This is a genomic window from Plantibacter sp. MMLR14_011 (genome assembly GCF_001865025.1).
In the GTDB taxonomy this organism is placed as follows: domain Bacteria; phylum Actinomycetota; class Actinomycetes; order Actinomycetales; family Microbacteriaceae; genus Plantibacter; species Plantibacter flavus_A.
The window spans coordinates 168113-180692 of the sequence record NZ_MJGW01000072.1 but is presented as its reverse complement, the minus strand read 5'-3'; the positions used below and the strand labels follow the sequence as shown (position 1 = coordinate 180692).

Annotated in this window: 12 protein-coding genes; 4 read left to right on the top strand and 8 right to left on the bottom strand. The window is 68.7% G+C overall.

What is annotated here, in order from left to right; genetic code table 11:
* Together BIU99_RS17500 and BIU99_RS17495 are read right to left on the bottom strand one after the other, a co-directional pair.
* Complete coding sequence (locus BIU99_RS17500; RefSeq protein ID WP_064295318.1) at positions 1-588, bottom strand: DNA-3-methyladenine glycosylase I; 588 nt, start codon at positions 586-588, stop codon at positions 1-3.
* Positions 585-1133 carry a methylated-DNA--[protein]-cysteine S-methyltransferase gene (locus BIU99_RS17495; RefSeq protein WP_254773646.1) on the bottom strand — a complete coding sequence of 183 codons (549 nt, stop codon included), beginning with the start codon at positions 1131-1133 and terminating at the stop codon, positions 585-587. Before BIU99_RS17495 ends, BIU99_RS17500 begins: the two co-directional genes overlap by 4 nt.
* A gap of 108 nt (positions 1134-1241) precedes the next feature.
* Between BIU99_RS17495 and BIU99_RS17490 the strand changes: the two genes are divergently transcribed.
* Positions 1242-2210: an aldo/keto reductase gene (locus BIU99_RS17490; protein ID WP_071262366.1), complete on the top strand. Its 969-nt coding sequence runs from the start codon at positions 1242-1244 to the stop codon at positions 2208-2210.
* Positions 2211-2219: 9 nt separating this feature from the next.
* Here the strand turns inward: BIU99_RS17490 and BIU99_RS17485 are convergent, their stop codons facing one another.
* A complete protein-coding gene (locus tag BIU99_RS17485; protein ID WP_083397447.1) occupies positions 2220-4034 on the bottom strand; it encodes a BCCT family transporter in 1815 nt (604 codons plus the stop codon).
* 217 nt (positions 4035-4251) lie between these two features.
* Between BIU99_RS17485 and BIU99_RS17480 the strand changes: the two genes are divergently transcribed.
* On the top strand, positions 4252-5313 hold the full coding sequence (locus BIU99_RS17480; protein WP_071262364.1) for a glycoside hydrolase family 6 protein: 1062 nt from the start codon (positions 4252-4254) through the stop codon (positions 5311-5313).
* Between the two features lie 55 nt (positions 5314-5368).
* Positions 5369-6322, top strand: coding sequence for a response regulator transcription factor (locus BIU99_RS17475; protein ID WP_371263825.1), 954 nt, complete (start codon positions 5369-5371; stop codon positions 6320-6322).
* A gap of 64 nt (positions 6323-6386) precedes the next feature.
* Here BIU99_RS17475 and BIU99_RS17470 read toward each other — a convergent pair whose 3' ends face one another.
* Positions 6387-6764: a hypothetical protein gene (locus BIU99_RS17470; RefSeq protein ID WP_071262363.1), complete on the bottom strand. Its 378-nt coding sequence runs from the start codon at positions 6762-6764 to the stop codon at positions 6387-6389.
* Entirely contained in the window at positions 6761-8257 is a 1497-nt protein-coding gene (locus BIU99_RS17465) for a glycosyltransferase family 2 protein (RefSeq protein ID WP_064295323.1), read from the bottom strand. Before BIU99_RS17465 ends, BIU99_RS17470 begins: the two co-directional genes overlap by 4 nt.
* Positions 8258-8456: 199 nt before the next feature.
* On the opposite strand from BIU99_RS17465, the gene BIU99_RS17460 reads away from it, so the two are divergent.
* Entirely contained in the window at positions 8457-9095 is a 639-nt protein-coding gene (locus BIU99_RS17460; protein ID WP_064295375.1) for a hypothetical protein, read from the top strand.
* Between the two features lie 19 nt (positions 9096-9114).
* Here BIU99_RS17460 and BIU99_RS17455 read toward each other — a convergent pair whose 3' ends face one another.
* The 3 genes from BIU99_RS17455 to BIU99_RS17445 form a co-directional block, all read right to left on the bottom strand.
* On the bottom strand, positions 9115-10287 hold the full coding sequence (locus BIU99_RS17455) for a diguanylate cyclase domain-containing protein (protein ID WP_071262362.1): 1173 nt from the start codon (positions 10285-10287) through the stop codon (positions 9115-9117).
* Positions 10284-12020 (bottom strand): cell wall metabolism sensor histidine kinase WalK, encoded by a 1737-nt coding sequence (locus tag BIU99_RS17450; protein WP_071262361.1) that lies wholly within the window; start codon positions 12018-12020, stop codon positions 10284-10286. Before BIU99_RS17450 ends, BIU99_RS17455 begins: the two co-directional genes overlap by 4 nt.
* A 76-nt stretch (positions 12021-12096) precedes the next feature.
* Positions 12097-12579, bottom strand: coding sequence for an Lrp/AsnC family transcriptional regulator (locus tag BIU99_RS17445; RefSeq protein ID WP_064295326.1), 483 nt, complete (start codon positions 12577-12579; stop codon positions 12097-12099).
* Position 12580 lies beyond the last annotated feature (1 nt).

Here is a 12580-nt window from a genome sequence, read left to right as displayed (position 1 = left end):
TCAGGGAGCGCTCTCCGAGCGCCAGCAGCCGACGAGGTGGTCGTCGACGAGCCCTCCGGACTGCATGAGGGCGTACATCGTCGTCGGGCCGACGAACCGGTAGCCGCGCTTCCGCAGGTGGGCGCTGAGCGCGGTGGACTCGGGGGTCACCGCAGGCACCTCGGTCCACTGGGCGAACCGGGCCGGCCGTGACGGGGGAGCGAAGCTCCAGAGGAGCTCGTCCAGGTCGTCGCCCAGCTCGAGGGCGGTGCGGGCATTGCCGATGACCGCGTTGATCTTCCCGCGGTGCCGGATGATCCGGGCGTCATCGAGCAGGCTCTCGACATCAGCTTCCGTCATGGCTGCGACGGCGTCGAGGTCGAAGCCGTGGAACCGTTCCCGGAAAGCCGGTCGCTTCCGAAGGATCGTGATCCAGGAGAGCCCCGCCTGGAACCCTTCGAGACTGATCTTCTCGAAGACCTGCCGCTGTCCGTGGAGCGGCACGCCCCACTCCTCGTCGTGATAGCGCTGGTACTCCGTGTCCGTCCCGGCCCAAGCGCAGCGGGTCAGGCCGTCGGTGCCGACGATGGTCGGGGAGACTGGACTCATCGGCGGTACGGGATCCCTTCGTGGTCGAGGAGCCAGCGTTTGGTGGCTGGTCCGTCTCCGCCAGAATAGCCCGTCACGATCCGCCCGGTTCCGAGGACGCGATGACAGGGGATGAGGAGCGCGATGGTGTTCGCCCGAACCGCCTGGCCGGCCGCCCGGCCGCCCTGCGGGGCACCGGCCGCGGCCGCGAGGGCGCCGTACCCGGTGGTGTCGCCGAACGGCACTTCGCCGAGCGCCGACCAGACCGCCTGCTGGAACGGCGTGCCGGTCGTGACGATCGGGAGGTCGAACACGGTGCGTCGTCCGCGGAAGTACTCGTCGATCTGCTCCGCGGCGTCGAGGAGGACCGCGGTGGGGCGTTCGTCCGTTCCGTCGAGCGGGAGTCGGCCGTGGCGTTCGAAGCGCACGGCTGAGACCGCGTCGTCGACCGAGCAGAGCTCGATCCGCCCCACCGGCGTCGGCATCCGGAGGAAGCCCTCGGCGGACGGTTCGGCGATGACGGAGCAGGGGAGTACGGGATCGGTGACGGTGAGGTGTGTGGTCATGCACCGAGCGTAGGAAGCCCGTGATCGGCGCGATGCGTCGCACGGCCGTGACCGTGACGTCGGGGGCCGACGGGTGCCTGTGGAGGACGGTCGGGCTAGCCTGGACGCATGTCTGATCTCAGCTATCGCCCACTCGGTCGCAGCGGCCTCCTCGTCTCAGCGGTCGGCATCGGCTGCAACAATTTCGGCCGCGAGGGCACGGTCACCGAGAGCCTGGACGGCACGCGAGCCGTCGTCGACGCCGCGATCGACGCCGGAATCACCCTCTTCGACACCGCCGACATCTACGGCCGGGAGTACGGGCTGAGCGAACGACTCCTCGGGCAGGCGATGGCCGGACGGCGGGATGAGATCGTCCTCGCGACCAAGTTCGGCCATGTGGACTACGAGAGCCCGATCCCGAACTGGGGCGCCAAGGGCTCCCGTCGCTACGTGCGGCTCGCCGTCGAGGGTTCGCTCCGCCGCCTGGGCACCGACTGGATCGACCTCTACCAGCTGCACACCCCAGACCCGTTCACGCCCATCGAGGAGACGATCGCCGCCCTGGACGAACTCGTCCACGAGGGGAAGATCCGCTACGCCGGCCACTCGAACTTCGCCGGTTGGCAGCTGACCGAGGCGGACTGGGCGGCTCGCACCGCCGGCCACCCGGCCTTCATCTCGGCCCAGAACGAGTACAGCCTGCTCGTCCGGGGCGCCGAGCGCGAGCTGTTCCCGGCCATGCGCGCCGCCGGCGTCGGCTTCCTTCCGTATTTCCCGCTCTACAACGGCCTGTTCACGGGGAAGTTCTCCCGCGACGGCGGGCCGGCGGACAGCCGCATCATGCGCCAGCGCAAGCACCTGCTCGACACGGCGCCCTGGGACGCGATCGAGGCCTACCGGGCCTTCTGCGACGAACGCGGCATCTCCATGCTGGAGGCGACGTTCGGCTGGTTGCTCGCCCAGGACGGACTCTCGAGTGTCATCGCCGGCGCGACCACTCCGCAGCAGATCCGCGCGAACGCCGCAGCCGGTTCGGCGTGGTCGCCGACCGCCGAGGAAGCGGCCTGGATCTCGGACCGCTTCCCCGTCGGTTGAGCCGCCTGGTCAGTCCTTCGAGCGGCGCTGCTTCGGGTCCTGCTGCTGCGGGTCCGGGGACGGGGCCGATGTTCCCGGGGCGTCCGGGGAGGCGAGCTGCCGGAGGTCGAGCTGGGCGGTCATCGTCCCGAAGTGCTCCGTGACCTGTTCGGAGACCTGATCGGACAGCTGTTCGCTCACGTCCGCTGACACGCTCTCGGTGAGCTCTGCGGCGAACAGGCGACGTTTCGCCCGCTGCTCCCGTCGCACCTCGATGCCGAATGCCTTGAACGAGGAGACGCACATGAGGATGATCACGACGCTGAACGGCAGCGCCGTGATGATGGCCGCCGTCTGCATCGACGCGAGCCCGCCCGCGATGAGCAGCGAGATGGCCAGGAGGCTCGTCACGAGTGCCCAGGCGATCCGGACCCGGTTCCGCGGCTCCGTGCCGCCGGTGGTGAGCATGCCCATCACGAGCGATCCCGAGTCGGCCGAGGTCACGAAGAACAGGAGGATCAGCAGCAGGGCGCCGACGGTCGCGATCGATCCGCCGGGGAGGCCTGCGAGCATGTTGAACAGGGCGGTGTTGAGATCCACCGGGCCGTCGGCACCGCTGAAGTCACGACCCTCGAGCGACTGCATGATGGCGGTGCCACCGAGCACGGCGAACCAGAGGAAGGTGACGAGGGTCGGGACGAGCAGGACGCCGAGCACGAACTGCCGCACGGTGCGCCCCTTCGAGATGCGGGCGATGAAGACGCCGACGAAGGGCGCCCACGACATCCACCATCCCCAGTAGAAGGTCGTCCACGAGGACTGCCAGGCCTCGCCCGCAGCACCCTGGTACGCGGAGACGTTGAAGGTGAGTCCGACCACGTTCTGGAGGTAGGCGCCCATCGACTGCACCCATTCGCGCAGGAGGAACAGCGTCGGGCCGGCGAACAGGACGAAGAACAGGAGGAGCCCGGCGAGGATGAGGTTGGTGTTCGAGAGCCACTTCATGCCCTTGTGCACACCGGAGACGAGGGAGAAGATCGTGACCCCGGTGATCACGAGGATGAGGATGACCTGGGTGAGGATGTTCGGCTCGGCGATGCCCGTGTAGCCGAGTCCAGCAGAGATCTGCAGCACACCGAGTCCGAGTGAGGTCGCGACGCCGAAGACGGTGCCGATGACGGCGATGGTGTCGATCGCGTTGCCCCAGCCGCCCTGCACGCGCTTGCCGAGGAGCGGTTCGATCGCCCAGCGGATCGACATCGGTCGTCCCTTCCGGTGCACGGCGTAGGCCAGGGCCACGCCGACGACCGCATAGATCGACCAAGCGTGAAGGCCCCAGTGCAGGTACGTCTGACTCATCGCCTGTTGGGCGAGGGACTGCTCGGACCCCGTGACGCCGGGACGCGGCTCGAGGAAGTGCGTCAACGGTTCACCGACGCCGTAGAAGACGAGGCCGATGCCCATGCCGGCGGCGAAGAGCATGGAGAACCAGGACAGGAGCGAGAACTCCGGTTCGTCGTCGTCCTTGCCGAGCTTGATGTCGCCGAACTTCGACACGGCGAAGACGATCGCCACGATGACGAAGGCCGCGACGAGGAGGACGTAGTACCACCCGAGGCCACCGATGATGCCGGACTGGATCGCGTTGAAGACGGACTCCGCCTGCTCCGGAAGCAGGATCGAGAACAGCGCGACACCGAGGATGACGACGAGGGAGGGCCCGAGCACCCAGGGGATGACCTTCGCGGGGGCGTCACCGGCCGCCGCGTCGGAGGTGGGGATGGTCTTCGTGCTCACGTGTGCGCTCCTCGGGCCGTGCGGGCGACCCTGCGTCGCCCCGATCATCAAGGGTAGGGAGCAGCGGCGATCCGGACAACGTTGCGGTGGGGGCCCTGGTGTGCAGTCCCAGTGGGCGGGTCGCTCGCGGAGCTCGGCGCGTCGTGGGACCGTCCATGCGGCCACTGAGCGAATCCGTCCCCCACTCGGGGCACGGATTCGCGGGAATCGACACCGCACCGCGGGAATGTCGGGCACAATTGCGGATGACCATGCAGGAGGATCCGTGCCGAGAACGCCCCGCGACCGACGACGTACCCGGACGGCCGTCGCCCTCGGTGTCGTCGCCGTCCTCCTCGCCGGCGGTGCACTCGCGGTGTCGCTCGTGAGCCGTGTCCCGAACGCCGCCGCCGGCCCGTTCGACGGAGCGCAGTTGTACGTCGATCCGTCCTCGCTGGCCGCTCGCGCCGCCGCGGCCGGCCCGGCGGACGCGACCGAGGAACCGACGAGTTCCGCCACGGCCGGGACGAGCGGCGGTTCAAGCGGCGACCCGACCGATGTCGCCCAACAGCTCGCAGCGGCGGAGCGGCTCGCGGCGGAGCCGACCGCGATCTGGCTCGTGCCGGAGCGCTACCCGATGGGAACCGTCCGGGACACCGTCTCCGAGATCGTCCGGTCCGCGGAACGCTCCGGTTCCATGCCGGTCTTCACGGTCTACGGCATCCCGGAGCGGGATTGCGGCAACCAGTCCGCAGGTGGGCTGTCGAGTGACGAGTACCAGGACTGGGTCGCCGAGATCGTCGCCGCCGTCGCGGATCACCGCGTCGCCGTGATCCTCGAACCGGATGCCGTCGCGCTCGCACCGGACTGCGGTGACCGCACCGCGCGGATGCGGCAACTGGCAGCCGCGACCGAGCAGTTCGCGGACGCAACCGTCCCCGTCTACCTCGACGGTGGGCACTCCGACTGGCGTCCGCCCGCCGAGATGGCCGAGCTCCTCCGGGAGGCCGGTGTCGCCGACGCCACCGGCTTCGCCACCAACGTCTCCAACTACAACACGACCGAGGACGAGATCGCCTATGCGGAGGAGCTGAGCGGTCTCCTCGACGGCGCCCATTACGTGATCGACACCTCTCGGAACGGCAGCGGCTCGAACGGCGAGTGGTGCAATCCGTCCGGCCGGACGGTCGGGCAGCAGCCCCTCACCGCGCAGGCCGAACACCTCGACGCGAACCTCTGGGTGAAAGCCCCCGGAGAGAGCGACGGAGCGTGCAACGGTGGCCCCCTTGCTGGGGTATGGTGGCCGGAGCAGGCCGTGCAACTGGCCAAGGGATTCAGCGCGTGGTGAGTCGGGACCGGCCACATCCGGCACGTCGCTGACGGGTGGAACGGGTAGGGGCATCGTGACCGAAGAGCTGAGCGAACGTCGGACCGCGGTCGTCATCGAAGACGACGCGGACATCCGCCAACTGCTCGAGACCGTCCTGGAGCAGGCCGGCTTCGAGACGGTGTCCGCAGCGAACGGTCTCGACGGAGTGGAGGCGGTCCGGACGCACAACCCCCTCGTCACGACCCTCGACGTCAGCATGCCGGGTATCGACGGGTTCGAGGCTGCCAAGCGCATCCGCGCCATCAGTTCCACCTACATCGTCATGCTCACCGCGCGCGGCGACGAGATCGACACCCTGCAGGGCCTCGACTCCGGCGCCGACGACTACATGACCAAGCCGTTCCGTCCGCGCGAGCTCCGTGCCCGCATCGAGGCGATGCTCCGTCGGCCTCGCGCGAACGGGGATGCTCCGGCCGTCGCCGCTGTGGCACCGGCACAACCGGCTCCGACCGCGGTGGCGCCGGCTGCAGCCGCTCCGGGCGCGCCGGCCCAGGTCGCCACGCCGCCGCTGCAGCAGCAGATGTCGTCGCCCGACCCCACGATCGTGCACGAGACCGTCGCGCGTCATGTCGCACCCGTCGGTCAGTCGGTCGTCCCGATCATCATGCAACCGGCCGCCGCGGCGCCTGACGACGGCGAGGGGTGGCTCGTCCACCGCGGTCTGAAGCTCAGCTCGGCGACCCGCATCGTCGAGGTCGACGGCACCGAAGTGGACCTCACCCGGAGCGAGTTCGACCTGTTGCAGGCACTGATGGAGTCCCGTCGTCGGGTGCGCAGCAAGGCTGATCTCGCGCTCATGCTCCGTGGCGAGAGTTACATCACGGCCTACTACGTCAGCGAAGCCGACAAGCGTGCGATCGAGGTGCATCTCGCCAACCTGCGCCGGAAGCTCGCGGACAGCACGGTGGCGCCGCGGTTCATCGAGACGGTGCGCGGCGTCGGCTACCGCATGACCTCCGACGACTGAGAACGCCGCGGTCCCGACCGCGACGCAGGCTCACCGGCGACGAACGACGCCGGGTGGCCGGAGCTCAGGATTCCGCCGCGTCCGCCGCGTCGAGTTCGAGCAGCCGGTCGCAGCTCCGACGGCCGACCTCGTCGAGCGCGCCGTGGATCTCGCGCGCGCGTTCGAACTGCCCCTGCTCGATCGCCCGGAGCCCGGCACTCGCGAGTCCGGACACCCCGATCACGCCGAGCATGACGCTGGAGGAGCGGATGCTCAGGAGCACGACCTTGGCCTCGTCGGCGTCGTCGGCGTCGAGAGCCGCTCGCAGACGCGCCAGACGGACGGGCCACATCTCGACGTAGGTCTGGACGAAGCGACGACGACTGCGCAGGTCGCCCGAGAGTTCTCGGAGCAACCTGCGCAGTTCGTCGGCGTCGACCGTGCCCGGGTCGGGGGAGGTCACACCCGGTAGCCGCGCTGACGACGGATGAGCTTGCCGAACATGCTGAGCGTCTGGAGCACGGTGATGACGCCGAGGACCGGCCAGCCCGCCCAGAGGATCGTGGACTGGACGACGGGGGAGAGCTGGGTCCAGGCGGCGACGATGGCGATGATGGCGGCGAGGACGAACAGGAGCGGCGCGAGGTGCGCGTTGCCCGAGCCTCGCTCGGCCTTCGCCTGCTCGGCCCAGTTGTCGACCTTCTTGTTCGACGCGAACTTCGACCAGGCTCGGATGAAGTGCCCCATGCGGATCCACATGTAGAACTCGGCCGGGAAGACGAGGACCGCGAAGAGGATGTCGCGCACGTTCCGCTTCTTCATCGACAGCGCGATACGCAGGTTGAGGAGGATCGCGATCAGCGGTGGGATGAGCCACACCGGGCTGAACACGAAGGCGTGGATCGACAGCGAGCCGGCGAGCAGCACGACGAAGAGGATGCGCGTGACCATGTTGAGGAGCATCTCCGCGTTCTCGAGCCACCGCAGTCGGAGGTTCGGGTGGAGCGGCTGTCCTTTGGTGTCGCCGCGCTGGCCGGGCCACATGAGCTCGATCGCGCCGTAGTTCCACTTGACCTGCTGGGCGTCGAGCGAGCGGACGGTGGTCATGCCACCGACGTCGGCACGGGCGCGGGCGCTGATCTTCGTGAGGTAGCCCGCGCTCTTGATCTGCAGCGACAGGAGCGAGTCCTCCACCTCGGAGTCCTTGACCCACGGGGTGGACTGGTGGTTCTGCTCCATGGCGTCGCGCAGCGCCTGGACGGAGAAGATCGAGTACTGTCCGCCGAGCACGGCCATGTTGCGGCCCCGGAGCATGTTCTGCATGTTGAACGCGGCGAACTGCGTGCGCTGGCCGGCGATGAGGAACGCCGGGACGATCTGCTTCTTGAACGGCTCGTCATCGATCGAGAAGATCGCGGAGATGCCGCCGATGCGACTGTCCGAGACGATCTCGGCTTCGAGCGACTCGATCGCGGTCGGGTCGGCGACCGTGTCACCGTCGACGCCGAGCAGGTAGTCGTAGCCCTCGACGAGCGTGAAGCCGTAGTTGAGCGCGCCCACCTTCTTGTCGGGGTTCTTCCCGATGTCGTGGATGAACACCTCGGTGAACTGCTCGTAGCCGTCCTCGTCGACGCGGGAGTGCGGGCCGGCGTAGGGCGCGGCGACGTCCACCGACCGGTCCGTCGTGTTGTTGATGACCACGTGGATCACGTCGGGCATCCGCGTCTGCTCGAGGAGGGAGGCGAGCACGGCCGGCAGCGACTCCTCCTCGTTGTAGGCGGGGATGATGCACCCGATGGTCGCGCGGTACTCGGGGAGCGAGTTGACCGAGTCGATGAACTCGTTGGCGTACGCTTCAAGTTCGGGTGCGAGAAGCGGCTGCGTCTGAATGTACCGAGGGTCAGGCTGCTGGGCGTTGGGCCGAGCGTTGTCCGGTCGCGCTTCGAGTTCTGACATCAGGGGTCCTGTTCCGAGAGGGTCGAGTGCAGCGGGTCGCGCTGCAGTTGCAACTCTGCCGCGTTCGGCGCGGCTTTCGCGCGTGAATGCGATAGCGTCGCCTCAGGATTTCCTCAAGATTCGCCCTGGCCCCAGTTCGTGGGTCATGCGGACCCGCGAGGACCACTCGATCATCCCTCCGAAACCCGTCAGGAGTCTCATGTCGATCCACCCCAGCCCGGCCCGGAACCGGCGCGTGCAGCACGTGCTCCAGGCTGCGACCGCCGCCGTGCTCGTCCTCGGTCTGAGCGCGTGCGGTACGCCGCCCTGGGAGGAACCGGGTGCGCAGCCCACGACCTCGCCGAGCGCCTCGAAGACGCCGAGGCCCACGGTCAGCGCCATCACGAACGAGCTCGCGAGCGGCAGCGCCAAGCACACGCTGACCGCCGGAGCAGCGACCCTCACGGTCGACTACTGGTCCACCCTGTCGATGGACGCGTGGACCGCCGACGTCAACAAGCCCGTGAGCTTCTCGCTCAGCGGCGTGCTCAACCCCGACGACCTCCAGGCGCTCTACCTGTCGCGTGTGACGCTGACCACGACGGTCCACGGGCCGAAGGGGCAGCTGGAGTCGCCTGCGCCGTTCACCGACCAGTCGACGGTGGCGCCGGGATATCTCATCAAGGCGCCGTACAGCTACAGCCAGACGTTCGTCCTGCCCGAGGTGGACAGCGCGGCGACCGGCGTCACCTTGACGATCACCTACGAGCTGCTGGTGCAGGCGACGCCGACGTCCGCCGAGTATGCGAAGCAGACTGCGGTGGACACCCTCACGATCGCGATCGCCCCGCGCGCCTGACCGCAGTCCCGCGGAGCCGTCAGCGGCCCGTCGGCGACGATGAGGCGAGGACCGTGCGGTTCCCGCCGGCTGCCGCGGCACGCAGGCTGGCATCGCCGGCGGCGCGCGTGAGGACGGCGACGTCGTATCCGAGGTAGTCGGTCAACGCGATCCCGATGCTCGCCGTCGGGCGCAGGCGCGGTGTGGTCTCGACGGGGTGGTCGAGCAGACCGTCCTGGATGCTCTTGGCCGCCTGGAGCGCGACGTCGGCATCCACCGCGGGGGTCGCGATCAGGAGACACCCGGCGCCGTCCTCGCCGATGTCGGAGAGCGTCGGACCGTATCGACGGACCGAGGAGATGAACCCCTCGGCGACCTCGCCGCTGAACGCCGCTCCGAACGCCGTCGTCATCTCATCGAGGTCGTCGAGTCGGACGTGGAGGATCGCGAGCTGCTCGTCGTGGAAGTTGGCCCGCTCCAGCCAGTCCTCGACGATGCGGACGAAGGACTCCTGGAGGAGGACGTCGTCACCCGTGTACGCGACGATGCTCCCGTGCCGTCGGCTCGCCGGCGCGGCCCGCTCCGCACGCAGTACTGAGAGCACCACGGTCGCGACGATCAGGAGCGCGATCAGCAGCAGCGAGGCGGCCACGGTCCCGAAGAGCGTCGTGAACAACGCACCGTCCGGCCCCTCCACGAGGAGTGTGATCAGCCGGGCTGCGAAGAACAGGGACGCGATGCCGAGCACGATGGTGAAGCCACGGGTGGTCGGGTTGTCCCGCATCGCGCCGACGAGCGTCTCCGCGGTGCCGAGGCCCGCGAACAGGGCGATGCACAGGAACGTCGCAGGCGCGCCCGCCCAGGGGCCTCCCGAGGGCCCGGCAGCGAGCGCGGCGACGATCGTGACCGCCGTTCCGATGAGCGAGACCCAGAGCAGACTCGATTTGCCGTTGAAGAGCCGTGCGCCGGACCACAGGGCGGCGATGCTCAGCACGTAGCCACCGTTCCCGGCGGCGGTCGCCCACCAGGCCTCCTGGCTGAGCGCGCTGACGACGTAGGAGAAGCTGGTGAACATCCCGGCCATGTAGGACACGGACCACACCCGCCCGCTCGCGTCGTCCTTCCGCATGAAGGTGTTGACGATGAACGTGGCGCCGCAGACGAAGATCACGAGCGCGTTGATCACCGCGACGGTCTCGCTGTCGAAGGTCATTCGGTGCCGCCTCTCGGAATACGGACCACCGCGGTCGTGCCCTCACCGAGCACGCTGTGGACGGTGAGGTCGCCGCCGTGCAAGCGGACGATGTCCCGACTGATCGCGAGGCCGAGACCGCTGCCGTGCACCGTGGAGTTGCGGACGAGGTCGGAGCGGAAGAACCGCTCGAAAAGCTTCGGCTGATCCTCCTCGGAGATGCCGATGCCGGTGTCGCGCACGATGACCCAGGCGGTGTCGCCCTCCGCGGTGACGCCGACGCTCAGCTCCCCGCCGTCGCGGTTGTACTTGATGCCGTTCGAGAGCAGATTGTCGACGACCTGCCGGAGGCGGAACGGGTCGGCGAAGAGCGGCACGGCCTCCTCGTCGTGGCGCACGATGCTGATGCTCCGTTCGGCGGCCAGGTGCGCCAACGACTCGACCGACCGGTCGACGATCTCCCGGAGCTCGCACTCGGAGCGTTCGAGCACCATGGTCCGGTTCACGTCGCGCGAGGCGGCGAGGATGTCCGCGATGAGTTCGAGGAGTCGATCGCCGTTCGTCTGGGCGATCGTGAGCTGCTTCGCGACCCGCGGGGGGAGCCCGGGGTCGTCGAGGGCGAGGTCGAGGTAGCCGAGGATGGACGTCAGCGGCGTCCGGAGTTCGTGCGAGACGGAGGCGACCAGGTCGTCCCTGGCGCGGATCGCGTTGATCTCGCTCGTGACGTTGCGCGAGACGAGCACCGTGCCGTCGTATCCGCCTTCGTGGTCGTAGAGGCGGCGGGAGGTGAGGGCGAGGGCGATCCGCTCGGTGCCGGGGGCGCCGAGCCAGACCGTGAGGTTCTCGAACTCCTCTCCACGACGTGCGCGGATGTACGGCTTGTCCTGCGGCTGGAGGAGGGTCAGTCCGTCCTCGGCCCACACCGGGAGTGCAGGGTTGACGTCGGACAGCTCGCCGACCTCGTCCTGCAGCCGCGTCTGGAACCGGTTCACCATCGCTCTGGCTCCGATGCGGTCGAAGCGGACGACGCCGAAGTTCACGGCGTTCAGGATCTCCGCGAGGCGGCTCTCCTGGTCTTGCGCGCGACCCAGGGCGGTCTCGAGCTGGCCGGCCTGCTTGTTCAGCAGCACGCGCTGCGCCTCCGTCCGCTTCGCCGTCATCGCGGTGGAGACGGCGACGAACGCGAGGACCGTCGGCAGGATGACGAGCGCCGGCAGGTTGGCGATCGTGATCTGCCCCGGTGTCATCGCCAGGGTGGACCAGCTCGACGTGCACACGAGCACGATGGCAGTCACGGCGCCGGCGAGGCCGAAGGCCGTCGCCATCCAGATGGTCGGGAAGACCCAGAGGAGGCCCGCACCGATCAGTGGCTCGCCCTGCCGGATGAGTGCGATGGCGATGATGTCGAGGATGGGAAGCACGATGAGCAGGCGCGGTGCCTGGTGCCAGGGCACGATCGGTGCGAGTGCCGTGGCGATGAACGCCAGGATCACGCCGACGTAGAACAGGACCGAGTTGTCGTCGACGCCTTGGAACAGGAGCGTGGCGAACAGGATCGCGACGACCGCGAGGCCGAAGAGCAGCTGTGGGAAGGCACTGTAGCCGGTCATCCGGCCGACGCGTCGGGGGACCTCGACCGCGTGCGGGCCCGTTCTCGTGGGGCCGGTGTCCGCGCGACCCGGTGCCGAGGCGGTGTCACCCGACGTCGACGGGCCGGACGAGGGAGTCCGTTCTCCGGTCGGCTTCGCGGGCATGGGTCGAGCGTACCTCTGTCGGGGGGTGGCGGAGCGTGATACGAGGGACGGCTTGCGCTGGCGCGGGAGAATCCCCCTAGCGGGTGCCCCAGTCGTAGAGCTGCTTGTGCAGGCGCAGATAGACGAAGGTCTCGGTTCCGGAGACGCCGTCGACGGTGCGGATCTCGTCGTTCAGCAGCGCGATCAGTTCCTCGTCGTCCTCGCAGACCACTTCGACCAGCAGATCGAAGGAGCCGGCGGTCAGGACGACGTAGTCGACGGCGGACAACGCGGACAGGCGGTCCGCGACCACTCGCGTGTCACCGGTCACACGGACACCGATCATCGCCTGCCGGGTGAAGCCCAGCTGCATCGGGTCGGTCACCGCGACGATCTGAATGACGCCGGACTCCGTGAGTTTCTGCACCCGTTGCCGTACGGCGGCCTCACTGAGCCCGACGGCCTTCCCGATCTCGGCGTAGGAGCGACGTCCGTCGGTCTGGAGCTGCTCGATGATCGCCTTCGACGTGTCGTCGGGCGGCGCCGCCTTCGCCGGTGCATCGGAGCTCGCTCGTGTCATG